Origin of the sequence: Thiomicrorhabdus sp., from assembly GCF_963662555.1 — a bacterium.
Classification (GTDB): Bacteria; Pseudomonadota; Gammaproteobacteria; order Thiomicrospirales; family Thiomicrospiraceae; genus Thiomicrorhabdus.
This window is the reverse complement of the sequence record NZ_OY759719.1, coordinates 248,298-273,504: the sequence shown is the minus strand read 5'-3', so window position 1 is coordinate 273,504 and position 25,207 is coordinate 248,298. Positions and strand designations below refer to the sequence as shown.

At 38.1% G+C, this 25,207-nt stretch carries 21 protein-coding genes; 11 read left to right on the top strand and 10 right to left on the bottom strand.

What is annotated here, in order from left to right; genetic code table 11:
- The first annotated feature begins 10 nt into the window (after positions 1-10).
- The gene (locus ACORJQ_RS01155) at positions 11-1,387 is read left to right on the top strand and encodes a sensor domain-containing diguanylate cyclase (protein ID WP_321325253.1); all 1,377 of its coding nucleotides are present in this window, start codon (positions 11-13) and stop codon (positions 1,385-1,387) included.
- 97 nt (positions 1,388-1,484) lie between these two features.
- On the opposite strand, the gene ACORJQ_RS01150 is transcribed toward ACORJQ_RS01155, so the two are convergent.
- From ACORJQ_RS01150 to ACORJQ_RS01140, 3 genes are all read right to left on the bottom strand, one after another.
- Positions 1,485-2,186: a pseudouridine synthase gene (locus ACORJQ_RS01150; RefSeq protein WP_321325251.1), complete on the bottom strand. Its 702-nt coding sequence runs from the start codon at positions 2,184-2,186 to the stop codon at positions 1,485-1,487.
- A gap of 103 nt (positions 2,187-2,289) precedes the next feature.
- Positions 2,290-3,684: an argininosuccinate lyase gene (argH, locus tag ACORJQ_RS01145; protein ID WP_321325247.1), complete on the bottom strand. Its 1,395-nt coding sequence runs from the start codon at positions 3,682-3,684 to the stop codon at positions 2,290-2,292.
- A 74-nt stretch (positions 3,685-3,758) separates the two neighbouring features.
- Positions 3,759-4,340, bottom strand: a complete 582-nt coding sequence (locus tag ACORJQ_RS01140) for a thioredoxin family protein (RefSeq protein WP_321325245.1) — start codon at positions 4,338-4,340, stop codon at positions 3,759-3,761.
- Between the two features lie 185 nt (positions 4,341-4,525).
- Here ACORJQ_RS01140 and hemC point away from each other — a divergent pair, with 185 nt between their 5' ends.
- The 4 genes from hemC to ACORJQ_RS01120 all read left to right on the top strand — a co-directional run bounded on the left by hemC (position 4,526) and on the right by ACORJQ_RS01120 (position 9,160).
- Entirely contained in the window at positions 4,526-5,470 is a 945-nt protein-coding gene (gene hemC, locus ACORJQ_RS01135) for a hydroxymethylbilane synthase (protein WP_321325244.1), read from the top strand.
- A gap of 13 nt (positions 5,471-5,483) precedes the next feature.
- Entirely contained in the window at positions 5,484-6,293 is an 810-nt protein-coding gene (locus ACORJQ_RS01130) for a uroporphyrinogen-III synthase (RefSeq protein WP_321325242.1), read from the top strand.
- 116 nt (positions 6,294-6,409) lie between these two features.
- Positions 6,410-7,945: a hypothetical protein gene (locus ACORJQ_RS01125; protein WP_321325240.1), complete on the top strand. Its 1,536-nt coding sequence runs from the start codon at positions 6,410-6,412 to the stop codon at positions 7,943-7,945.
- A 39-nt stretch (positions 7,946-7,984) separates the two neighbouring features.
- Positions 7,985-9,160, top strand: coding sequence for a heme biosynthesis HemY N-terminal domain-containing protein (locus ACORJQ_RS01120; protein WP_321325237.1), 1,176 nt, complete (start codon positions 7,985-7,987; stop codon positions 9,158-9,160).
- A gap of 496 nt (positions 9,161-9,656) precedes the next feature.
- On the opposite strand, the gene ACORJQ_RS01115 is transcribed toward ACORJQ_RS01120, so the two are convergent.
- The 3 genes from ACORJQ_RS01115 to xthA all read right to left on the bottom strand — a co-directional run bounded on the left by ACORJQ_RS01115 (position 9,657) and on the right by xthA (position 12,728).
- Entirely contained in the window at positions 9,657-11,036 is a 1,380-nt protein-coding gene (locus ACORJQ_RS01115) for a GGDEF domain-containing protein (protein WP_321325236.1), read from the bottom strand.
- A 154-nt stretch (positions 11,037-11,190) separates the two neighbouring features.
- The gene (locus ACORJQ_RS01110; RefSeq protein WP_321325235.1) at positions 11,191-11,880 is read right to left on the bottom strand and encodes a ferredoxin reductase domain-containing protein; all 690 of its coding nucleotides are present in this window, start codon (positions 11,878-11,880) and stop codon (positions 11,191-11,193) included.
- Between the two features lie 26 nt (positions 11,881-11,906).
- The gene (xthA, locus tag ACORJQ_RS01105; protein WP_321325233.1) at positions 11,907-12,728 is read right to left on the bottom strand and encodes an exodeoxyribonuclease III; all 822 of its coding nucleotides are present in this window, start codon (positions 12,726-12,728) and stop codon (positions 11,907-11,909) included.
- Positions 12,729-13,029: 301 nt separating this feature from the next.
- Here xthA and purU point away from each other — a divergent pair, with 301 nt between their 5' ends.
- A complete protein-coding gene (purU, locus tag ACORJQ_RS01100; RefSeq protein WP_321325231.1) occupies positions 13,030-13,887 on the top strand; it encodes a formyltetrahydrofolate deformylase in 858 nt (285 codons plus the stop codon).
- A gap of 138 nt (positions 13,888-14,025) precedes the next feature.
- Here purU and ACORJQ_RS01095 read toward each other — a convergent pair whose 3' ends face one another.
- Together ACORJQ_RS01095 and msrB are read right to left on the bottom strand one after the other, a co-directional pair.
- Positions 14,026-16,260, bottom strand: a complete 2,235-nt coding sequence (locus tag ACORJQ_RS01095; protein ID WP_321325229.1) for a tRNA(Met) cytidine acetyltransferase TmcA — start codon at positions 16,258-16,260, stop codon at positions 14,026-14,028.
- Positions 16,261-16,457: 197 nt separating this feature from the next.
- Positions 16,458-16,892, bottom strand: a complete 435-nt coding sequence (gene msrB, locus ACORJQ_RS01090; protein WP_321325226.1) for a peptide-methionine (R)-S-oxide reductase MsrB — start codon at positions 16,890-16,892, stop codon at positions 16,458-16,460.
- 88 nt (positions 16,893-16,980) lie between these two features.
- On the opposite strand from msrB, the gene mnmC reads away from it, so the two are divergent.
- The 3 genes from mnmC (at position 16,981) to ACORJQ_RS01075 (ending at position 20,509) form a co-directional block, all read left to right on the top strand.
- Positions 16,981-19,080, top strand: coding sequence for a bifunctional tRNA (5-methylaminomethyl-2-thiouridine)(34)-methyltransferase MnmC2/FAD-dependent 5-carboxymethylaminomethyl-2-thiouridine(34) oxidoreductase MnmC1 (gene mnmC, locus ACORJQ_RS01085; protein WP_321325224.1), 2,100 nt, complete (start codon positions 16,981-16,983; stop codon positions 19,078-19,080).
- Positions 19,081-19,354: 274 nt separating this feature from the next.
- Complete coding sequence (locus tag ACORJQ_RS01080; RefSeq protein ID WP_321325222.1) at positions 19,355-20,149, top strand: hypothetical protein; 795 nt, start codon at positions 19,355-19,357, stop codon at positions 20,147-20,149.
- Positions 20,150-20,275: 126 nt separating this feature from the next.
- Entirely contained in the window at positions 20,276-20,509 is a 234-nt protein-coding gene (locus ACORJQ_RS01075; protein ID WP_321325220.1) for a hypothetical protein, read from the top strand.
- 149 nt (positions 20,510-20,658) lie between these two features.
- On the opposite strand, the gene bla is transcribed toward ACORJQ_RS01075, so the two are convergent.
- Positions 20,659-21,528 (bottom strand): class A beta-lactamase, encoded by an 870-nt coding sequence (bla, locus tag ACORJQ_RS01070; RefSeq protein ID WP_321325218.1) that lies wholly within the window; start codon positions 21,526-21,528, stop codon positions 20,659-20,661.
- Positions 21,529-21,563: 35 nt separating this feature from the next.
- Positions 21,564-22,481, bottom strand: coding sequence for a bifunctional hydroxymethylpyrimidine kinase/phosphomethylpyrimidine kinase (thiD, locus tag ACORJQ_RS01065; protein ID WP_321325216.1), 918 nt, complete (start codon positions 22,479-22,481; stop codon positions 21,564-21,566).
- A gap of 198 nt (positions 22,482-22,679) precedes the next feature.
- Between thiD and ACORJQ_RS01060 the strand changes: the two genes are divergently transcribed.
- Both ACORJQ_RS01060 and ACORJQ_RS01055 read left to right on the top strand, forming a co-directional pair.
- A complete protein-coding gene (locus ACORJQ_RS01060; RefSeq protein WP_321325215.1) occupies positions 22,680-23,435 on the top strand; it encodes a competence/damage-inducible protein A in 756 nt (251 codons plus the stop codon).
- Between the two features lie 41 nt (positions 23,436-23,476).
- Positions 23,477-25,159 carry a diguanylate cyclase domain-containing protein gene (locus ACORJQ_RS01055; protein ID WP_321325213.1) on the top strand — a complete coding sequence of 561 codons (1,683 nt, stop codon included), beginning with the start codon at positions 23,477-23,479 and terminating at the stop codon, positions 25,157-25,159.
- Positions 25,160-25,207: the final 48 nt, after the last annotated feature.

Below are 25,207 nucleotides of genomic sequence, written 5' to 3'. Positions count from 1 at the left end.
GATGAATTGAATGCATATACCTAGATTAACCAAAAGTATTTTTTTAGACCAATTTATCTATATGCAGATGGTCGGTGTTGTCATTGGCTTGGCTTTTCCACATTTTTTAGTGCTATATGGTTTTCCACCAGAAGAAGTTTTAACTTGGGATTTTTATTTAGTGACACAAATCGCAGGGCAAACGGTTGGTTTAATAAGTTTTTTAATGATATCAATGGTTATTCGTCCGCATTTAAAACACTTGTCGCAAAAAATGCAAGACATTGCCACAGGACTTCATCAAAAAGACTTTCTAGATTATTCAGCTAAATGCCACGATGAGTTATGTTTGATGGAAGTTGTGTCAAGTGATGAGATTGGCGTCAGTGCACATGCCTATAATGAGTTATTAACAGCACTGCTAGCCTCACATGACAATGAAGTTGTTTTTAATAAGTTTTCTTTGATTATGTCAGAAAACCTTGAAGTACAAAACTTGTCTGAAGATGTTATCGATTTGCTTATCTCAGCCACAAAAATAGAAGCCGCTACCATTTTGATGTTTAAGAATGGCGAGGTTAATGTAGAAGCAACTCGCGGTATTGTTAACCCAGAAAGTTTAGTTGAGCATCCTGTTGTTTTGGAGTCGATTCAAAAAGGTTCTGCGCATTACATTACTTTACCCAAACATATTAAAATGGATCGTGTGCTTACCCAATTTACACCTTCAGAGGTTTTTATTGAGCCAATAGATTTCAAAGGCACACATTTAGGGGTAATGATTGCTGCGACGGGTTCAGAATATGCTGATGAACGAACAACGAATACGTTACGCCTATTCTCAAGAAGTGTCGGTTTAGCTTTAAACAACGCCTTAATTCACTCTAAATTCCAACGTTTAGCGGCATACGATAGCTTAACTAATGTTTATAACCGTCGTTTTGGTATGGCACGCTTAAAAGAAGATTTTGGCCGTGCTTCAAGAGAAAAATCATCTTTAAGTGTGGTTATGGTTGATATAGATCACTTTAAAAATGTCAATGATACCTACGGGCACTTAGTTGGGGATAAAGCGATTATCATGATTTCAAGCATTCTTAAAAATGTTCTACGAGATGGTGATATTGTGGTGCGTTATGGCGGAGAAGAATTTTTAATGATTTTACAAGCTGCCAACTCCAAAGATGCCGCAATTGTTTGTGAGCGTATTCGTCATCAAGTGCAAGATTCGGTATTCCAAGACGGCAAACAACACATTCCAATTACGGTGAGTATAGGTGTCAGCGCTTTCCCAGAAACCGACGTTGTGGACGAAGTTCAATTGATTGATAAAGCCGATCAGGCCTTATATCAAGCAAAACAAACCGGCAGAAATAAAGTGGTTGAGTACGGTAATATGACATCTTAAGGTGCGATTAGTTTAGATTTTTTTGAGTCTAAATTTATTTTTACCAGGCCTGGTAAATCCTGCGACAGAGTATGCACTGTGAAGAATAGGATAAATATTAATTTTGTAATACTGAGTTAATTTCACTTTCTGTTAAAGCCCGGTATTGACCAGGCTTTAAATCCTTATCTAGCGTTATCTTACCCATAGATTCTCTATGCAATGACTGAACACGGTTTCCTGCCGCGGCAAACATTCTTTTTACTTGATGGTAACGCCCTTCATAGATGGTTAATCGGCACAAAGTGAGCGACAATTGCTCTAATTTGGCAGGAGAGGTAGTGATATTTTCATAGGCAAAGTAGATGCCTTTGGCAAACAGAGGTTCTGTTTCTGGTGAAATAGCATAAACCGTTTCAACCAAATAGCATTTAGGTATTTTCTGCTCTGGTTCGGTAATATGCCGAGACCATTTCCCATCATTGGTTAAGATTAGCAGGCCTGTTGTGGCTCTATCTAAACGGCCTGCAATATGTAAATCATTTGCCTCTTCGGGTTTAAGCAACTCAATCACGGTTTTGTGCTTTGGGTCAGTGGAGGCACTTAATATACCAGCAGGTTTATTCATCATAAAATAACGTGCTGGCTTATGTCTTGAAAGAGGTTGGTTTTCTATCAATATCTCAGAAAAATCGTTAACTTCTTGGTTTCTAGAAACTGCTATCTGTCCATCTACGATAATTTGCCCTAGAGTGAGTAGTTTTAAAATCGATTGACGACTCAAACCAGCATATTTACTCAAATAACGATCAAGTTGCATGGATGATCCAGAAAGTAACGGTTTAAATAAAAAAGCCGTCAACAAATTGTGACGGCTTTCAGACTAAAATAAGAGTTATTATTTTTAGTTATCCTATTTATCCTTAGCTGTTTAAATAGGCTTTAGCACGTTTAACCGCCGCTCTTACTTGATTAGGAGCTGTTCCACCTAAATGGTCACGTGCTGCCACAGAACCTTCAAGCGTCAGTACTTCAAAGACATCATCGGTGATTTTATCGCAGAAACCTTGTAGAGTTTCTAATGACATTTCAGACAAATCTTCACCCGTTTTAATCCCGTGTGCTACCGCTAAACCGACCACTTCATGAGAGTCACGGAACGCTAAGCCTTTACCCACTAAGTAATCGGCTAAATCCGTTGCAGTAGAAAAACCTCGTTTGGCTGCTTCATAAGTCATTTCACGTTTAACTTGAATCGCTGGCACCATATCGGCAAAAGCACGCAATGAACCTCTAACGGTATCTACGGTATCAAATAAAGGTTCTTTGTCTTCTTGATTATCTTTGTTATAAGCCAAAGGCTGAGACTTCATTAACGTAAGTAAACTCATTAAATGCCCGTAAACTCGGCCTGTTTTACCACGAACTAACTCAGGCACATCTGGGTTTTTCTTTTGCGGCATAATCGATGAACCTGTGCAAAAACGGTCAGGTAAATCAATAAACTGAAATTGTGCAGAAGACCATAAAACCAACTCTTCTGAAAAACGAGACATGTGCATTAATAAAACAGCCGCAAAGTGCGTGAACTCAATGGCAAAATCACGGTCAGAAACACCGTCTAAAGAGTTTTCGGTAATGCGTTCAAAACCTAATAATTCAGCGGTGTATTCACGCTCAATTGGATAGGTTGTACCTGCAAGTGCGGCTGAACCTAATGGCATAGTGTTTGTACGTTTACGGCAATCTTGTAGACGTTCAACATCACGTTTAATCATTTCAAACCAGGCCAGCATATGGTGGCCAAAAGTAACAGGCTGAGCGGTTTGCAGGTGAGTAAAACCAGGCATGATGGTATCAGCTTCACGTTCGGCAAGTTCTAACAAACCTGTTTGTAAGCGTTTAAGTTCAGGCAAAATAGCATCAATTTCATCTCGAATATACAGGCGAATATCAGTAGCCACTTGGTCATTACGCGAACGACCTGTATGTAGTTTTTTACCAGTAATGCCAATTAAGCTTGTTAAACGTGCTTCGATATTCATATGAATATCTTCTTGCTGAATTGACCATTCAAATTGACCCGCTTCTATTTCTTGCTGAATTTGAGTTAAACCTGTGATGATATCGTTTAATTCAGTTTCATTTAATATGCCAACCTTAGTCAGCATTTTGGCATGAGCAATTGAGCCTTGAATATCTTGTTTGTACATGCGTTTATCAAATTGAATCGATGCCGTAAACGCTTCTACAAAAGCATCGGTTGACTCGCTAAAACGCGCGCTAGATAGTTTTTCTTGGTTATGTTGATTACTCATGTTTGTCCCAAATTTTTCGGTATAAATGTGTTTGTTTTTAATTGTTTTGCTAATTATCTATTTTAGTAATTTATCTATTGTGTTTTTTTGACTGATTCTTTCTCAAGTAACTCTGGTGTTACTGGTATGCGTTTAGTTAGTCCCATATTTTTATAAGCGGTGTTTAAACGTTGATGAATTAGTCCTGCGTATAAAGTAATTTCTGAAATCCCTATAATTCTTGGAGCTACTTCATGGCCATTTGCATCAAAAAACAACACAGTTGGGGTTAGGTCAGCGTCTAACTCATAAGCCCATTTGGCTTTGTTAATCAAAGTGCCATCCCAACTCGGGATTGGTTCTGCCTCATCTACTCCAACATGGCGCATTAAAACCACTTTTTCTTCATAAAGTCCGCCCAGCATCATTGGGTCAAAAACGGATTCTTGAAGCAGTTCACAGAATTCACACCATTCTGCTCCAAACATTAACATAATCGGCAATTTGAGTTGTTGCGATTGCTCAGCCAATTTTTGTAAATTAGTTAACTCTTTAAAGCTTGAGTCAGAATTTGCATCAGCTTGCTGAGTGATTTTTAAAAGAAAAACCAACAGCAAAATAAGCATGAATGTCTTAGAAGTCTTGTTAAATGCATTTTTAAGTAGGATTTGTTTCACTGTAACAACCCCCTTCTTGACAATAAAGTATGGTTTTACCATCAGACTTACCTTAATCCCTTATTTTAACTAAAACTCTAAGGGCTTTTTCAGTAAAATGGTGCTAATCAAAAAATCATTAATAAAAAACGCTGTATTTAATATCTGTCAGTAACTAGATTTTTACAGACGTGAATGGAAGTCCTATGAAAAAAACCTTAAGAATCGCTACTCGTAAAAGCCCTTTAGCCATGTGGCAGGCTGAATTTGTTAAAGCAGAACTAGAGAAAGTACACCCAGGCCTAGAGATTATTTTGTTACCAATGGTCACTAAGGGCGACAAAATCTTAGATGTGCCTTTGGCAAAAATTGGTGGTAAAGGTTTATTCACAAAAGAACTTGAAGACCGCATGATGGATGGCGATGCTGATATTGCCGTGCATTCAATGAAAGATGTGCCAATGGAACTGCCAGAAGGGTTTGCACTGGGCGCCATTTTAGAACGTCATGCCCCAACTGATGCCTTTGTTTCAAATAACTATGAAACGTTTGAATCATTACCTCAAGGAGCGATTTTAGGAACTTCTAGCTTACGCCGTAAAGCTCAGTTAATGGCTTTAAGACCTGATTTAGATGTGCGTGATTTACGCGGTAATGTGGGCACTCGTTTAGGTAAATTAGATGCGGGTGAATATGATGCAATTGTATTGGCAACATCAGGTTTAATGCGTTTAGAGTTAAATGATCGAATCCGTCATGAGCTTGCCCCAGAGGTTTGTTTGCCAGCAGTAACACAAGGTACTTTAGGGATTGAGTATTTTGAAAAAGATCAAGAAACCTTAGACATTATTAAGGTTCTAAATCACAAAGAAACTGAGATTCGCACCACTGCTGAACGTGCCATGAATCACCGTTTAGAGGGTGGTTGCCAAGTGCCAATCGGTGTATTTGCAGAATTGGATGGCGACCATATCAGCATGCGTGGTTTAGTAGGAGCTTTAGATGGTTCAGAAATCTTAAAAGCGGATATTGAAGGTCCTGCAAGTGAAGCTAAACAGTTAGGTATTGACTTGGCAGAAAAACTGTTGGCACAAGGTGCAAAAGCTATTTTAGATGAAGTGTATGCTAATGACGCTCATCATAAAGGCTAATGAGTCTTATTGAGTGACTGACTTTACGTTCTTAAACACTCGACCGGCTCATCAAGCTGAAGCGTTAACCCTCTTGGTTAAAGAGTTGGGAGGGTTGGTTTTAGCTTGTCCAACCATGCAAATTCACTGGCTTACACCTTCCCAGAATCAATTAGATTATATTCAAAATTTTGATAAGCTTATTTTTACCAGTGCTAATGCCGTACAGGGTTGGTTAAAAGCAGAACAACAATTAGCGTTGAACCAAGCAAACTTTACTGGCAAGTTCTACGCTATAGGCAAGGCCACTAAAGTAAAGGGTGAAGAGCTGGGTTTACAGATTGAGACTTTATCTCAAACTCAGTTTGATAGTGAACACCTCTTAGCACACAACCAAATGCAAGCCGTAAACGGTGAAAAGATTGCATTAATAAAAGGTGAGGGTGGTCGCCAGTTGATTGAGCAAACCTTATCTGAACGTGGTGCTGAGGTTGAAGAAGTCAATGTATATAGGCGAAGCCAAGTGCCATTTTGCAAAAAGGAGTGGCAACATTTTATTGAATCACCCTCTCCTATATTATTGATTAGTAGCTTAGAAAGCTGGCAAAACTTAAACAATGGCTTACAAGGTTTGCAAGGTGGTAATTTACCAGGCCTGGTAAATTCTGACCTGGTTAATCAATTACAAAAGGTGTTTAATAAATTAGCAGGCCTGGTGGTAATGAGTGACAGAATTGCCATAGACATAAAAAAGTCTGGTTGTTTAACACCCATTCAAGTGGTAAAAATACAAAGTAACGCTGGTATTGTTCAGGCAATACAAGATTTGCTGGAACATCAATGAAGCATTCATCATAAAGTGTCAAGAGTCGATAAGTTAGGCTTAATTAAATCGATATCCATGACAGAATAGATAATGCGAATAGGTTATCTTAAAAAACAAAGTTTTTAGGTAAAAATATGTCTAAACGTATAAAACCCAATGTTGAGCACCGAATTGTTGATGGTGAGATTATTTCAGGCAGTATTGATGAAAAAATATTGCGTGGGCAAACTTTTTCTGAAGAGAAAGCTGAGCAAAATAAATCTGAAGATATCTTAGAGCAGGACGTTGCTATTGAAATGTCTGACAACAATAAAGACGAAAAGATAAATGACAAGAACATGGATGATGAGAGCGCAAGTTTTCAGCATGATGATGAACCGCTAGTATCAATATCTGATGGAGTCGATGTGTCAAATACTCAAGAAAACGCAGTGAAAAAACCAGGATTTTTCTCAAGATATCGTGGTTATGTTTTATGGATGCTTCTATTTATTGTTGTGATTGTAGTTTTGTTTATTACTCGCCCAAATACTGATTGGGAAGTTCAAAAAATCAACGATATGCAGTCAGAAATTGCTCAGCTTAAACAAGATAATATGAGTTTAAGTGACCGCCTTCAAGAGCAGCAATCTAATGTTGAACAGATGATTAATGACCAGGTTTCTAAGGCGGTTTCTGATCTAAAAACCAATAGTGATGCTCAACCCTCGATTGCACAAACTGATCTGAATGCGTTTGAACAGAAAGTTCAGCAACAAATTGAATTGTTGCAAAAAGAGTTATCGGCTCTGTCTGGTACCGCCTCTAGCCAAGCGAGTGAAGCCTTATCAAAATTAAACAAAATGGCCGATGATGCACAAAATAATTTACAGCCTTCTGAAGAGCAAATTCAGGCATTAAAACAGTTTGAAGAGAAACTGCAAAATCAAATGGAAGGAGTTGGTAAGCAATTAAAAGAGCTTTTTGATTTTAAAACAGAGCAGCAAGTATTAACTAAAACGCCTACTGTTTTAAAGTTAGACATGCCATTAGATAGCCTTCAAATCCAGCAGTGGATTGTTGAAGTTAATACCCAGTGGATGTTAAATAACCGCCCAGATGAAACAGAGCAGCAATTACTGGCTCTTGAACAGGCGGTAAGTTTGAGTGACTTTAAATACACCACTCAGCTAGCCCGTTTAATTGGTCAAGATTTAGGTTACCTTAAACAACTGCAAGACAATCAATTACGTAACCCTTTACCCTCTACGGATGATCTAAAACAAGCGATTATGAAACTAACAGGCGACAACATAAAATCTAAAGCCCCGGCCGCTGATGACAAGAACTCAGCTACGGGTTTAGATGCTCTTTTAGAACGTTTCAGTGCCATGATTACCGTAAAAAAACGTGCCGATGAAACCTCTATTACAAACGTGGATAGTATGTTGTCAAATGATGTTTTAAAACAGAGGTTAGCTCTATTGGTAGATCGATTAGATTGGGGATTGCAGACTCAATCAGCGAGTGTGGTTCAACAAGCTGCTGCTGATATTAAAAAGTTTATAAAGCAACACTATGCAAATGAATTTAGCGAATTTCATCTACTTTTAGAGCCTTTTGTTAATATTCAGTTCCCAAGCAAACAGAATTTATCAATTATGAAGCTGGATGAAGTCGTTGAAAAATAACCCGCTGAATTTCATTATAAAAAAAGAGCTACTAGCTATATGAGATTAATAATTGTTTTAGCCATTCTATTTTTGTTTGCAACATCACTAGCCACCTTGCTTTTAAATGACAATGGACAGGTTTCGATGGTTTGGCAAGATTATGTCATTGAAACCAGTGTGAGTTTTTTAATTGCCGCGGTATTAATTAGTTTTATTGTCGCTTACGGTGTGATTAGGCTAATTATCAATATTTGGCATTTCCCTGTCATTTGGCGTCGTCACCGTAAAATGCGTCAATACAGCAAAGCTGAAACAGCCATGGCGAAAGGTATGATCGCGTTAGAATATGGTGATTGGCACAAAGCTGAAAAACAGTTAATTAAGAGTGCTAAAAATAGTGAAGCAGGCCTGGTGCATTACCTAAGTGCCGCTAAAATGGCTCATAATCAAAAAGCCTATAGCCGCCGTGATCAATACTTGGCACAAGCAAGAGATTTATACACAGAAGAATACGTAACCATCGGTTTAGTCGAGGCTCGTTTGTTGTCGGATGATAAGCCTGAAATGGCTTTAGCCATACTGCAAGCACTACATGAACAGCAACCTAAAAATCCAACCATATTGGCAGAGTATGCAATGGGTTTACGTAAACTAGGCTTTTGGAAAACCCTATCTGAAATACTGCCTGATATTAAAAAAACACGAGCTTTAGGTACGGCAGAATACTTTGAATTAGAACAAAGTTATTGGGCTGGTAAATTGGCCTCAGCCAGTGACCAAGAAGAGTTAGATTCTATTTGGAAGTCCCTCACCACAAAACAACAGTATGACCCTGCATTATTAGCAGAATATGTTGAGCAGCGTATCGGCTGGGGTCAAGAGGTTACTTTACAGGCCTTGCTAGAAAAGGCGATTAAAAAGCACTGGAATGACCGCTTGATATACCAGTATGGCCGTTTAACTTTAGGTCCCGCATTTGAACGCCTTAAGGTTGCAGAAAAATGGCGAACCACTATTGGGGAAGAAAACCCAGTTTTACTGTTAACATTAGGTCGTTTAGCATGTAAAAGCCAATTATGGGGAATGGGGCAAAGTTATTTAAAACAGAGTTTAAAATTACGACCTGAGGTTGAAACCTTTCACGCATTGGCACAATGTTATGAAGCGGAAGGTAAAGATAATCAAGCCGCTCTTATCTATAAAGAAGCTATATTGAAGTTAGAACGTAAATAAAGCCGTCTCTCAGCCAGTTTAGTCTATGCTGGCTCATCATGTTGTTTTTCATTTTAATTCACAACCTTCAGGCTGATGAATTGTATGAATAGTTTGTGAGTTTACTGTAACTTAATTTAGTCGATTTATACGCCTGCCAAATTACTACAGATATACAGTTTCAGTTTTGAATATAGCATTATCGGTATTTAGCCAACTTAATTAACTATATATCTTTTCTAATAAGGCTTATCAAGCAGATTTAGTCATTAGATTTACCAGGCCTGGTAAATTATGTTTGCTAATGCAATTCGATAAGAGAAGTCATTCAATTTTACGATTATACAGATTGAAGTGTTTTGATAACCTTCTTGTTGATCTTATTATATCTGTGATTTAGCGCTAGTCTTGCTAAGATTTATGCCTAGTTAATATATAAAAGAAGCTAATAAAAAACCCGCTAAACAGAGTTATGCGGGTTAATTGTGTAGCTATTTTGGAGTACTGATTATGTTTTTTATTCCGTAATCTTTTTAGGCTCGTCGTTATTACTTGGCGGGTAACGCCCTGTTTGTTCAGGCGAGTTACGCATAGAGACAACAGCGGCTTTTAGTAGTTCTTTAGCCGTTGTGTCATCGCCAGTATAGGTTGCATGCCCTAGTTGAATAGTAAACTCATATTCTGGACGTACAATCGATTTTTGAACCTCATTTGGTATTTCTACTTCGCTATTAATCAGTCGATTATAAATATCATTCTTAACGTGCTCAATACCTTCTGCATCAGTTTCAGGAGCGACTATTGCAAAAATATGCTCCTCTAAACGGAAAGCCATATCTGTTTCACGTGTGTCATTATGTAGAACTTGCCCAAACACCATGTATTTAGAGCCAGGTTGTTCCATCTCAATGTTTTTAGCTGTTGAGTTCATAACCTTGACGTTAACCAGTTTAATCAGTAGTAATGAAAACGGATGCTGATAGCGATGGCTACGGAATAGCTCATATTTCATGACTTCATTAAATCGTTCTTTATGGAACAAGCCAGTTTCGTGTTCTGTAACAACTAGGGCATCTAACTTATCGTATATACCATGAATAGTATGGATATGGTTAGAGATGCTTTCATCAATTTGATCTATTTCAATCATTTTTTGTGGGGTTCTTTCCCAGTCAATTTGTTGTTCATGACTGCTTAATCGTAAACGTTGAACACGTTCATTTAGCCCTGCTAATGGCACTAATAAGTTTGTTTGTACCAATTTATTGGTAATGATGGTTGCCACCGCAATAAAAATTAATAGGAATACGACAAAAAATATAATGATAGAAGTGGCAGAAACTTGGTTAATTGACATAGGTACTTGAAGCACCATCGTGCCTGCTAAAGCCCCAGCATAAATTTGACCAGTTTTAACTTCTTGAGAGTGACAAACTAAACACTGACTTTGGAATTTAATTGGAATAGCCGCATTGATTGTGCTGTTAAGAATGTTGGTTTCAATAATCACTCTTTCGTTACGTTGAACATCTTCAATCAAACGTTTAAAAGTAGCTGTTGTCGGTGTTGATGGGTCCACCACATCGTCAACTTCAGGGTCGATAAACTGCGGTGCTTTTTGTAAGAACAACGCAGCACCAGGCATTCTTTCACGCAGTTGCTGATAAACCTTATCTATATTATAAGGCTGCCAACCGGTATTAAGGTGCTCATTGACAGAGGCATAACTCTCTTTTTCTAAATGAGATATATCTGAATTAACAGCATGATTCAAAGCAAAAAATGCTGGAATACTTATAAGCGGCAAACTTATTGCAAAAGCGACAGCGATCGCAATAAACAGCTGGTTCAGAAGAACAGATTTGAATGTATATTGTTTAAAATTTATTCTAGCCATGATGTTCTTTTAGTTTTTTCACTAATGCATTATAGACCACGAAAAGAGCTAAATTTCATCTATTGGTAATCAATAAATTAATAAGGGTATTAGGGTATTCTTAATAGTATTTTAAGGATTAGGTTTTTATTCCGCTTTTTAACGGAAAAACCGCTTAATAAATTAGCTTATCTTTTTGTAATCCAGCATCTATAAACTCATCTTTAGCTGTTTGAATCATTGGCCACGGACCACACATATACAAGGTAGTTTTTTCTAAATTAGGGTGGTTTTTTAACACAGCGTTATGCACTAAGCCCGTTTCTCCTTGCCAATTGGTAAAATCCTCAGAAATAACAGGAATGTACTCAATATGACCGTGTTTTTGAGCTAAATCAATCATGGTGTCATGCATATAAAGATCTTCTGGAGAGCGTGCTCCCCAATAAAAGGTCATTGGTACGCTAATATTTTGGCGTAAAGATTCATTCAATAAGGCACGCATGGGGGCAAAACCTGTACCACCAGCTACAAAAATTACCGCTTCATGAGCAGGTTGTAAGCTCATTTGGCTTTTAGGCCCTTGCATAACAAGTTGGTCACCAGCGGTTGTGGCAAATAGTTTTTCCATCCATTCATTACTGTCTTGTTTACGGATATGACACTCAATCAAACCGTCATCACGGGGTGCATCGGCAATAGAAAACGGTTTAAGGTCACTGGTATCAAAGCCTAACATTATGTAATCACCAGAGGTGTATTTAATAGGATGTTCTGGTTTAAGCAATAATTGAATAATTTGCGGTGCAAGTTTATTGGCTTGTACTACTGTTAATAAGTGGGTGATGTTTTCAGAAGAAGACATTAGGGTTCCTGGCGACATAGTCGTGTTTAAAATTTAAATTCAGTCCAAACGGGAGCGTGGTCAGATGGTTTTTCCATTCCGCGAATCTCATAACTGACTTCACTTGCAATTGCTTTTTGATTTAAAGATGGGGTCGCCAATACAGTATCAATTCTTAAACCGCGGCGTGGCTCTCTATCAAATCCTTTTGAGCGGTAATCAAACCAGCTGAAGACATCATTTTTATCTGGGTGCACGGTTCTAAAAGTATCAATTAGTCCCCAGTCTAACAAAGTTTGCCACCATTCACGCTCTTCAGGTAAAAAGCTTGTTTTACCATCTCGTAACCAGCGTTTTCGGTTAGGTTCACCAATACCAATATCTAAATCAGTTGGTGAGATATTAAAGTCACCAATTACCGCAATGTGTTGGCTTGAGTCACAGTCTTGTTGCAAGTAAGCCATTAAATCTTGATAAAACTTCTCTTTTGCAGGGAATTTAACCGGGTGGTCTCGGCTTTCACCTTGTGGGAAATAACCATTAATAACCTTAACTGTTTCTCCGTTTTCAAACTTAAAATCACCAATCACCATACGTTTTTGAGCGGTTTCATCGTCGGTTTTCCAACCGAGCTGTGAGTGAATCAACTCAATGCCTTTACGGTATAAAAGCGCCACACCATAATGGGTTTTTTGACCCATAAAAATTGCGTTATAGCCCATAGCTTCTATCTCTGCTAAAGGAAACTCATGATCCTGAACTTTTGTTTCTTGCAGGCCAATGATGTCTGGTGATATTTGATCCGTTAATGCTTGAAGTTGGTGTAAACGTAAACGTACGCTATTGGTATTAAATGAAACGATTTTCATAATAGTGAAGTGCCTTGGTATTGCGATGATGTCTTTTAAGTTAAGTTTTAAATCCAGTTGAAAATCAAGTTATCAATAAGGAGGTGACAATAACAAATTATAACGAATTTACTGCGGTAAACTTAAAAGAATCCAGTTGGATATTGGACTTATAGCGATTTTTTGTGCCTTAATCTTACTTGTAGATAGATACTTTTTATTTTTACAGTTTGGTATTATTATCAGCAACAGAATTCAAGTGAGTCCTACATGCTTTTTAGTATAGGTCTCTTCAAATATCTATTAAGGAATGCAAAACAGTATGAGTCATGTTTATCGATTAGTTATTTCATGCCCTGATCAAGTTGGGATTGTTGCTAAAGTAGCCGAATATATCGCTACCCAAGGCGGCTCTATTATTGAAGCTAACCATCATACCGATGCCATGAATGGCTGGTTTTTTATGCGTCATGAAATTTTAGCTAGCTCATTATCAGCCACCTTAGCTGAATTTGAAGCAGGGTTTGCAGCCGTTGCTGAAGAATTTTCCATGGAATGGTATGTGTCTGACTCAGAAAAGCCTAAAAAAATAGCTTTATTTGCATCAAAAGAATCACACTGTTTGGCTGATTTGTTGCATAGATGGCATGAAAATGAGCTACCTGGTGAAGTGGTTTGCGTTATTGCTAATCATGATGACTTACGTTCAATGGTTGAGTGGTATCAAGTGCCATTCCACCATATTCCAGTTACGCCAGACACTAAGCCGCAAGCTTTTGCTGAGGCTGAAGCTACAGCGGCTAAATACAATGCCGATGTCATTGTTTTAGCACGTTATATGCAGATCTTACCACCTAAAATGTGTAGAGATTATGCTGGACAAGTCATCAATATTCACCACAGTTTTTTACCTTCTTTTGTGGGTGCAAAACCTTATCATCAAGCAAGTGAGCGTGGGGTGAAATTGATTGGTGCAACTTGTCACTACGTAACCGAAGATTTAGATGAAGGACCAATTATTGAGCAAGACGTCATTCGTGTGAACCACTCTAAAACCATTGATGATCTAAAGCGTTTAGGACGTGATGTTGAAAAAACCGTATTAGCTCGCGGTTTACGTTATCACTTAGAAGACAGAGTGTTAATTCACGGCAATAAAACGGTTGTATTTGACTCTTAAATCTAGGGTTAAACAGGATTTACCAGGCCTGGTAAATCTTAAAACCAATCAAAGTTAAGTAAAAAGCGGGTGTTTCAATTATGACATCCGCTTTTTATTATTTGGTCGTTATTATTTGGTCGTTTTAAAAAGTAAGCCTTATTTTTTAAACAAGACATTTGGCTTGTGTTGTAACCACGTATCAATACAAGCTTTTAATTGTTCTTCTACGCCTTTTCTACCTGCTAAATGATGCTGGTGAGCCACTTCTTGCCAACTGAGTTTTTTAAGCACCTTATCGCACCAGATAGCCTGTTCTGTAATGCTACCTTGCTTAACTTTGGCAGCAGATTGCAGACTCCATTTCCATAGTTTATTACTCACTGATTCATAAGGTCTTGAACCATTTTGGTAGCTTTGTAGAGCTTTTTCATAACCAACATTACGTTGTTTAAACCTAAATGTTTGAACAATTGGCCAGACTTGTAGTGAGGGTAGATTAGGCAGTGACTCTAACAATAAATGCGGAAATTGTTCTTGAAAGCTGGTCTGAATAAGAGATAAGGCTTGTCTAGCCATTGCTGAAATAGGTTTGGCCACCACGATATTATGAGAACCACTGGCTTTATCGCGTTTAACACCCACATGCAGGGGCCAAAAATATTGTTCAAACCAAAAGGGTAAAAGCTCTTCACTTGAACCAAAACTACTGCAAATATAATCCACACGGTTCTGTTTACCTAGTTGCTCAACTTGGCTAATAAGCTCTTTACCAATGCCGATTCTTTGACATTGAGGGTGTACCGCAATACGCATGATTCTTAAAGTAGAAAGCATTAAAAAATCATTTTGGGCATAATGTTTGGTGAGGAGTTGTGGTACTAAGTGACCATGAGCACGACCACTACCAGGGCTGATTTTGCCCTCTTCTATACAGAGTGCCGCACCTAAAATGGCGTTTGGTGTACTCTCTTGATTGTGGATGCTAGCAATGATGATTTTTATATTGGGTGCGTTTAATAGCTGCTGTAAATCATTGGGGCTGGTTTGGTAGTGGGCTTGAACTAATAAACCAAATAGGGTTTTTAACATGCCTGGGTTAGCGATAAGTTGCTGTGCCTCAACCTGTTGAAAGCAAAGTTTGTTTGCAGCAATGTTTTTTATCTTAATCTCATCTAGCTCGGTAATATTGGCATCTAGCAATAAAGCCTTATTGATTGCTTTCTCTAAAGGATCGTTTTCTGCCCAGCGAATAGGTTGATGAAGAGTGAGGTTTTTCCAATCTGGAGTTTGCTGATTTAATTGCTTTTTAAAACGTAGCTCAAACCCACGCCCAGAACCTTCATAGCCATGTAATGTGGTGGCAAAAACTAAGCGATGGTGACGTAACAATATTTCTGTTAAAACCGGAGTGGGCAAGTGTGCGGCTTCATCTACCAATAATAAATCCGCACCCGTTGGGTTAAGAATTAAATGGTCTGGTGCCAAAAACTCTATGGTTTTGGTTTGGCCTTGATAACTAAATTCTAACAGGCCTGGTTTGTTTGTTAATAAAGTTAATCCAGACAATTCTTGGTCTGTATCTAGGCGGTTATTAATTTGTGCTTCTAACCATTTTGCAGCATGCTCAAACGCTGCCCCAACCTGATCTAAACGACTGGCGGTGATGGCAATATGACTTTTACCATTTATTAAACTTTCTATCGCAGCAATTCCTAAAATACTGCTTTTACCTCGTCCTCGGTCTGCGGTGATGACGAGTGGGCGTTTTCTATGCCCAAATGCCACGGTATGAATGGCTTTAAGAGCGGCTTTTTGGTCGTCAGTAGGCAAAGAAATTGTAGGGTTAAAGCATTGAGGTAGTGCAAAACTGGTTTTTGGATTGTTTTCTTCAAGCCAAACAATTTCACTGTGTTGCCAAGTTTGAATAAGGTGTTGGGTAAAGCCCTTTTTGGCATCTGAAATCGTGTAGGGGGTATTTAAAAAACGGCTATTTTCTGGGTTGGCTAAGGTTTGCCATTCTGCTGTTTCTGGGGTGAGTAAAATAAGCAGACCGCCAGCCTGAATCATGCCTGCGGTAATGCCTAATGTGTCTGCACTTAAGCCATGTCTTACATCAATAATGGCCCCCGCAATTTCTTGGCCTAAATAATAGCTTAAACGTATAGGTTCAATAACTTCGCAATGAAAGTCAGTGAAAGGTTCTTTTCTAGTAATCTCTGTTGGTGATTTTGAATTGAGGACTGAATTTGAACTGATCCAGAAAACCCTTTCGTCTTGTTTATAGAGAGAGGTAAGCTGCTGTTTTTGCCATAATTCAGAACCACTTAAAATAACCAGTTGACGGTGTTTACACTGAGCTAATTGTTTTCTCAAAGAGAGTAAGTCAGACATGAATAACCTGTTGTTAAATTAAGTGGAATCAATATTGCATTACTTGGTCTGGTTGTTCTTATCTATAGATTCACCTTTTATAAAGGTCTCTTTTAGTTAAGATGATATTTACCAGGCCTGGTAAATTCTATAGTAAAAGTTAAGTTAGATTTATGAAATTGTTAGGTTTGTTGCGTTTGTTAGATATATTGAACTTTTTAAGTTTCTTGAAACTCTAAACTTGCCGAGTTAATGCAAAAACGTAAACCAGTAGGTTCTGGGCCATCAGTAAACACGTGGCCAAGATGACTGTGGCAAGCAGAACATAAAACTTCAGTTCTAATCATGCCATGGGTTTTATCAATACGTTCTAAAACGGCCTCTTTATTTATAGGTTGCCAAAAGCTTGGCCAGCCTGAGCCAGAGTCGTATTTATCTGCTGAAGAAAAAAGCGGTGCTTGACAACAACTGCAGGCGTAAATTCCAGAGGCTTTTAAATCCCAATATTTACCACTAAAAGCGGGTTCAGTTCCACCACAACGACATATTTGATATTGTTCTGGAGTGAGCTTTTCTTTCCAAAAATCGGCATTCAGATTTTTATCATTACCTTCATTAGAATCGGTTAAAGGCATCATATTATCTTCTTTCATAGAGCTCTCCTGTGTTGCGTATAATAACGGTATTTATGATTAACTGAATCATCAATCTTTTGTACTCGCCAAGGCTGAATTTTTTACTATGTCATCTATCAACAAACCTTCTCATACCCTTACTTTAGCACAAGTTAATTGGACAGATGAAGCGGTTCCTAAATCGGCACAATTTGATGACTTTTACTTTTCAACCGATGGTGGTATGCAAGAGGTTGAACATACTTTTATTAAGCCAAATCAGTTGCCAAAACGGTTTGCAGAGTTGGCAGAAGACAGCACTTTTCGGATTGCAGAAACCGGGTTTGGTTCGGGTTTAAACTTTTTAATGGTTTGTGATTTATGGTTGCAAGCGGCTCCTAATTCATCGCAACTTCATTTTATTTCATTTGAAAAATATCCATTACAACTTGATGATTTAACCAAAGCTCATTTGGCTTTACCAGGCCTGCAAAAAATCGCAAAGACTTTGCAAGAGGCTTACCCTTTGTTATTGCCTGGTTGGCATGATGTCTTTTTGTTTGATAAACGAGTCAGGTTAACTTTGTGGTTTGGTGATGTATTAAAAGGTTTGCCAGAGTGTGATGCCAATGCTGGTTCTAAAATGGATGCTTGGTTTTTGGATGGTTTTGCTCCTGCCAAAAACCCCGATATGTGGCAAGCGGGTTTGTATCAACAGATGGCACGTTTAAGTCATTCACAAACTACATTTGCCACGTTTACTGCTGCAGGTGATGTTCGCCGTGCTCTTGAAAAATCCGGATTTGAAGTTAAAAAGGCATCAGGTTTTGGTAAAAAACGTGAGATCTGTTTTGGTCGGCTTGCTCAGGAACGCCCGTACAGTTTAAAAGCCCCATGGTTTAGTCGGCCAGAGCCGATTACAAAAACAGGCACTGCAATTGTGATTGGAGCCGGTTTAGCCGGTGGTGCGGTAGCTAATAAGCTTGCACAAGCTGGCTGGCAGGTAACCGTATTAGAGGGTCAAAAAGAGATTGCTACTCAGGCTTCTGGTAATTTGGCAGGAGCGGTTCACCCATTAATTACCGCCGACTGGAATTTACGCAGCCAATGGTATTTACAAGGTTTTGAAGCGACCTTAAGAACGGTATTGCCTTGGTTTCAAGAGCTGCAAAAAGAGAAGATTTCCAATCAATCAAATGAATCCGATTCATCTGATACAAATAATGAACAAGATTTGCTATTAGGTGATTTAACCGGCCTGGTGCAATTAGCCGTTAGTAAAACAAGTGCCCAAAGAGTTAATGATGCGTTTGAACGAGTAGGTTTACCTCAAAATTTTGTGCAAACGCTTTCTCAACAACAAGCTACCGAAATGATTGGTACTCAAACCACAACAGGCGGAGTGTTGTTCCCGCAGGGTGGGTGGTTGTATCCCAAAGCTGTAATTAATAAATGTTTAGCTCATCCAAACGTTACTCTTAAGACATCTTCTCAGGTAACGGATATTCAACAATTGGCAGATAAGTCTTGGCAAGTGACTACTGATTTGGAGGGCTACAACGCCAATATTGTGGTGGTGGCGACGGGTAGTTTAGATCATTATTTAAATGAAAAGTTAGGGTTGCCAATTCGTCCAGTTAAAGGTCAGGTGAGTCATATACAAGCCAATCAACAACAGCAGACACTAAAAATTGCAGTCACGCATGAAGGCTACTCTACTGCTTGTGGTAATGGTTGTGCAGTAACAGGGGCTACTTTTGAGGCTCCAGATATGAGCACAATATTAAGTGAAGAAGCCCACCAAGCCAATATAGATATGACCAAAAATGCCCTACCTAATTGGTTAACAGTCAAAGCCAGCGAGCTCAATGATTTACAAGATTTGGGGGGACGAATTGCTTTTAGGCCCACCACACCTGATCATTTACCAATTATTGGTGCCATTGCAGACCAGCAATGGATGCAAGAGAAATATTTGTCTCAGTCTCACACTCATGCGGTGTACCGTTACCCTAAACAACAATATCAAACGGGGTTATATGTATCCAATGGTCACGGACCAAGAGGCTTGATGTCGGTGTTTTTGGCGGCCGAAACTATTTTGGCCGACATCTCTGGTAGTGCTTTACCTCAGCCCTTATCGTTGTATCAAGCAAGTCACCCCGCACGTTTTAAAATTCGCTATTGGCGAAGTGGTAGTAAACAGGAAAATGGTAAGTTAAATTAGGTTTTAATTATCGGTTTAAATTTTAGTGAGTTAAACGGTAAAATAACCTGCTATATAAGTAGGTTAGCCGAATATAAGTAAGGCAATCAGGTATGATGAACGCCTATGCGTTAAAAACAAAAATACAAAATAGAACCAAAAAAATTGCCAAGCAAATTTGCTAAACAACAAACGCTTAATAAGTTAAAAAGGAGACTGGATGTTATCCAGTAAAAGCAACACGGTTTTAATAAACCAGAGTCAAAAAATAACAAAAGGTGTAAAGGTCAAAAAAATGTTTTTTAGATCAATGTCTTCATTGGTGTTTATTTTTTTATTCAGTGTTCAGAGCCTTTTTAACCCTGTTTGGGCGAGCTCAGTTACTGAGCAAACTATTTGGCAAAAGGCAGCATTAAATCTACCTGAGCCATCAGGTATTTTTAATAAGGTATTACGATCAGAAATTCAAAAAAGTATCGTATTGCCAGAACTTGAAACTTCTAATCAATCGGACCAATTAATTAAACGTTTGCAAAGCTTAGATAAAGAGCTCTTTAAATACGTTAGAGTCAGTGAATCTTCGACTCGTTTTGAACAATTAAACCGTTTAATGCCAGCCTTGGTTAATATTGAAGAACGAAAATTAATTGAGCAATACCTTACCGACCATGGTCAGAGTGTGCCACGTTTAAGAAATGATCGGCTATATAGTCTTTTAGACAAAAGAATTAGCAGATTAGCTAATGGATTAATATTTAATATGAAACCATTAGTGCGTGAACGCAGAGACTATGAACCCGAGCTTTTACAGGCTATGGCTAACAATGGCATTGAGTTTTCAGCAAGACCGCCTGACTTTATTCTAGATTATCAGCTAGAACCCGAAGGCCAAAATAAACAGAATGAGTGGACATTTAAAGGCAGTATTGCATTATTAAATACATTTGAAATGCCAATTGTTTCTGTTGAAAAAGAGCTAACAGAGCCATCAGGTATAAAAGAGCAAGCTCAAATTGAGGGTGTTACCCAGTTAGCACACTTGGTGACAAATAAGCTCAAACAGTTTTTAATACAAACCATTCCCCCATAGTGTTTGCTGAATAGGTTGTTTATTACCCATTAATATAATGTAGTAACGATATTATGAATCAACGATATTATGAGCAACAATACTATGAAACAATCAAGATACAATAGAATTTAGCAGGAAAATAGCATGAATTTATTTGGAAAAATCAGCATTATTATTTGGATTATTATCTTAATAGCCGCCGCCATTATGTTTGATTGGTTTGGTAGTAGGGAGATTGCAGTGGATCTTTTAGATTCTAGTCAAACTGCGGTAGAAAAGCTTTCTGAAACAGGTGACCACGTTCAAGATGCCATTGACGTGGTAAAAGACAGCACCGAACCTGCACGTGAAGATATAAAAGAAAAAGTAGCGGAATAAAACCTGTTTTTTTAACCTTGGTGAATGCCTGTTAATGGCTTACTCTATGCTTTGGGCAGGCCTGGTAAAATTGAATTCAGGTCGTTTAAAGTCGGTAAATGTTTTAAATAGCCGATAACTGCTTTTTAATGCCTTTTGGTGGTTTTTGATTAAAAGTCTGTTAAGTCATACCTTTGTAAAATTGCTTTACCAATCTCAACAATCACTTTATCTCGCTCATTTATGGTTAGCTGTGTTTGTGTTAAATAAATACTGACTATAATCGGTTTGGTTTCTTTATTCCAAATTACCGCCGTTATGCCTCTTGAACCATTGTTTCCTGCACCTGAACGATCGGCAATTAAAAAATTGCTAGGAAGGATTGAGCGTAATAAAGTGTCTGATACTTGGTTATTAAGCATCCAATTTTTTAATTGGATTTTAGATGCTTCAGAAAGCACATTGCCATATAGAAGTTTATAGAGTGTATTGACCATGGTTAATGGCGTTGATGTATCTCTTGGGTCATTCACAATTGCCGAATTTAATTCAGGTTCCTTTCTATCAATACGGGTAATAAAATCGCCGTTTTGTTCTAAAAACTTCGTTACCGATGCTGGGCCGCCAATATGAGATAAGACAAGATTAATTGCGGTATTGTCACTTTTAAGCATGGCCGCTTCGCATAACTTTTCAAGCGTCATTTTTTTACCAATAAACTTTTCGGTAATAGGTGACCAAGTAATCATTTTTGTTTTATCAATTAAAACGGCTTGTTGTTTGTTTAAAAGCTGGCGCTCAGAATCAGCCAGCATTTTGGCACAGGCAAGTGTTTTAAAGGTGCTCATAAGTGCAAAACGTTCATTGCCACGGTAACTCCAATGACGCATGTTTTTTGTGTTTAATACTGCCACACCAATTTTACCGTGAGTTTGTTTTTCTAAATTGATAATGGTGTTTTTAAGCGACGGCCTAGCGTTACCAGCATTGGCTAAAAATGAAAGTGAAAGTAATCCAATAAGTAAGATGAAATTAGTCATTTTTGTGTACCTAGGAGCCGTTTGGATAGTTTGAATCATTCTTCTTCATCGTTATAGAAAGTTAACGCTTTTTGACCAAAATGATTTAAACCACCGTGTCTGATTAGCTCATTAGTACCTATTTGTTTAACATTTGGTTGGCCATAATCGGCTGTCATTAAGGTATTTTGTAAATAGCTTTTTGCTAATTTTACTGCTTCAGGTAGTGAACGTTTAAAAGCCAATTGAGTTGCAATCGCAGACGATAAAGTACAACCGGTACCATGACTATTTTGTGTATCAATACGTTGGGCGGGAAACGCAAAGACTTCTTCTGATTGTTGCTCTGTTTGCGGTTGAATTTGGGGATTTTGTTGAGTAATAAACAAATAATCAATCGCTAAGGCTTCTGCGGTGTGGCCTCCTTTTAATAACGTATTTGGCCAGTCTTTCTTTTTAAGAAGTTGCAGAATCTCCAATGCATCATCGGCTTGCCCTTTAAAGTCAGTTTTTAATAACGTATTCAGTTCTGGCAGGTTGGGGGTGATGAGCGTAATCAGCGGTATAAGGTGTTCTTTTAATAGATTAATCGCGTCTTTATCCAAAAGATTTTTGCCGCTACTACTTAATAAAATAGGGTCTAGAATTACGGGTATATGACGATGCTTTTGCAAAAAACTGACCACAACATTTATCAATTCTGCATTGGCTAGCATGCCAATTTTTATGGTATCAATTTCATAATCACTTAAAAGAGAATCTAGCTGTTCAGTGAGCTGTTGTGTTGATACGGGGTAAACCTGTTGAACCCCTTGGCTATTTTGTGCTGTAACGGCGGTAATGGCGGTGAGTGCATAACCACCAACGGCATGAATGGTTTTTAAATCAGCTTGAATACCTGCACCTGCAGAAGTGTCTGAACCAGCAATGGTTAAAACGGTTGCTAAAGGAGTTTGAATGGTCGGTTTAGTCATAAGTGTAATACTGAATAGTGTTGGTTAATAATATTGGTCAATAATGTTGATTAATTTTAAAGCTCATGCTGATGTTCATCTTTAAACATGAGACAATTTAGTTTTGTAGCTTGAATTTTTGTAACAGAAAATAAAATTTAAAGACAGACCATCTTAAGGTTTAAAACCGGGAAAGAAAAGAACAAAGGCTAGGTGTCTATGAAAAATGACAGATTAAAAATTGGTTTATTGATAATAGGTGATGAAGTTTTGTCAGGGAAAAGGCAAGACAAACATCTCGCTCAAGCGACCAGCCTTTTGCAGCCAAGGGGATTGAGCTTAAGTTGGGTTAAAATAGTAGGTGATGAGCCAGACTTTTTAGTAAAAACGCTGCAAGAGAGCTTTGCAACCGACACAGTTGTTTTTAGTTTTGGCGGCATTGGAGCAACACCAGATGATAGAACACGCCAAAGTGCGGCAGCCGCATTAGGTGTCTCTATAGAACGTCACCCTGAAGCCGTCGCAGAGATTGAAGCCCAGTTTGGTAAAGAGGCTTACCCACAAAGAATTCATATGGCCGAATACCCTAAAGGGGCTGAGATTATCCCTAATTTTTATAATCGTGTACCTGGGTTTTCTATTCATAATCACCATTTTATGCCAGGGTTTCCTATGATGGCTAAACCCATGATGGAGTGGGTGTTAAATCACTATTATTCTGAGTATTATCAAAGCCCAACCATTGAAAAAGGTATTAAGATTTTTAACGGTCAGGAATCTGAATGGGTTGAATTCATGGAGCAATTTGAAGAGCAGTTTCCACAACTCAGATTATTTAGCTTACCCAGTATTCTTGCTGATGAAACCCGCACCATTGACTTGGGTGTAGAGGGGTTAGAGGTCGATGTTTTGCAGGGCTATCAAGTTATTATTAAAGAGGCTAATTCAAGAAATGCCTCTTGGAAACCGCTTTAAAAGCACTCTGTTAACAATATAAGCAATCAATGTAAAATTTTATGGAAGAAATAGAACGTATAAAATCAATTTTAAAAAACAGCCAAGCGGTTATTTTTTATTGGAAGACGACAAAAGGCTGGCCAGTTGAGTATGTTTCTGAAAATGTTTCCATGTTTGGTTATCAATCCCAAGAGTTTATTTCTGGATCACGTCTTTATTCAAGCATTATTCACCCAGACGATCTTGAATATGTAAGCGAAGAAGTTGAGGCTTATACTCAGCTTGGTAAGAATGAATTTCGCCAGGTTTATCGTTTAATAGATATTGATGGTAATACTCGTTGGGTTGATGACCGCACTGTCATTCAACGAGATGAAAATAATCATCCGCTACATTACGTGGGTACCATTATTGATATTACGGAGCAAAAAAACGCCGAACAACACAATCTATTACTTGGTAATGTGATAGATAATAGTGGTGATGAAGTGTATGTGTTTGAAAGAGGTTTACTCCGTTTTACATATTTAAATTTAGCTGCAATCAATAACATTGGTTATAGTCTAGAGGAGGCTAGGCAGCTTACGCCTTTTGATATTAATGGCGAGTTAAATGAATCTGAATTTACAGACTTGTTAACCTCTTTATTGGTTAAAAATGAAGCGGCAACTACAGTAAGTTTTGAAACGCTTTTGAAGCGTAAAGATGGCACTATTTATCCCGGTGAAGTTAAGTTGCAGTCTATGGAGGTAGATGGCCGCATGCAGTTTGTGGCGATGGTTAGAGATATTACTAAGCAAAAACGTTTGCAAGCACAAAAAGAGGAGGAACAACATTTTGTTCAATCAGTGATTGATGGAGTGGTTGATTCCGTTATGGTAATTGATAAAAATTATAACGTAACTACCATGAATAAAGCGGCACGGACAAAGCTTGATTTACAGTACGTTAAAAATCATTCTCAGCCAAAATGTTATGAAGTTTCACATCATAGAGATACGCCTTGTGACGGCGTTGACCATCCTTGTCCGTTAAAAATCGCCTTAGATGCTCAAAAAACCATTACTTTAATTCATAACCATGGTCATGATGGTGTCAATAGTTATGTAGAGATCACTGCCACACCGCTAATAAATAAAGAGGGCTTAGCATCTTCTATTGTTGAGAGTTCTCACGATATTACTAAATTAATTGAAACTCAAGAAGAGCTAATCCATCAAAGCGCATTAATGTCTTATGAAGCAACCCATGATGAATTAACAGGTTTAGCCAATAGACGTTTATTTGATGACCGACTTGAACAAGCTATTTTTAGAGCAAAAAGAATGGGGACACAGCTGGCTGTTGCCATTGTTGATGTAGATAAGTTTAAACACATTAATGACACCTACGGGCATATGGCGGGTGATGAAGTCATCAAAACGGTTGCAAAACGCTTAAAAAATGGCTTGCGTAGAAGTGATACTGTGGCACGTTTAGGGGGCGATGAATTTGCTATTGTGCTTGAATCTATTAAAAATGTAGACGATTTGAACGTGGTAATGAATAAGCTAGTTTCTGCTTTTACTACACCTATGAAAATAGATCAACATGCTGAGGAAAAGGTGACTGTAAGCATAGGCGTTTGTATTTATAAACAAGATCAAATTACTGCACCAGGCCTGATTAAACAAGCCGATTTAGCTTTATATAAAGTAAAAAATGAAGGTCGTAATGGTTTCTGTTTCTATGATCAGTTGTAATGCTGTAATGTTTTGATGATTGATTATCAAAGATTAAAACCATTTTTA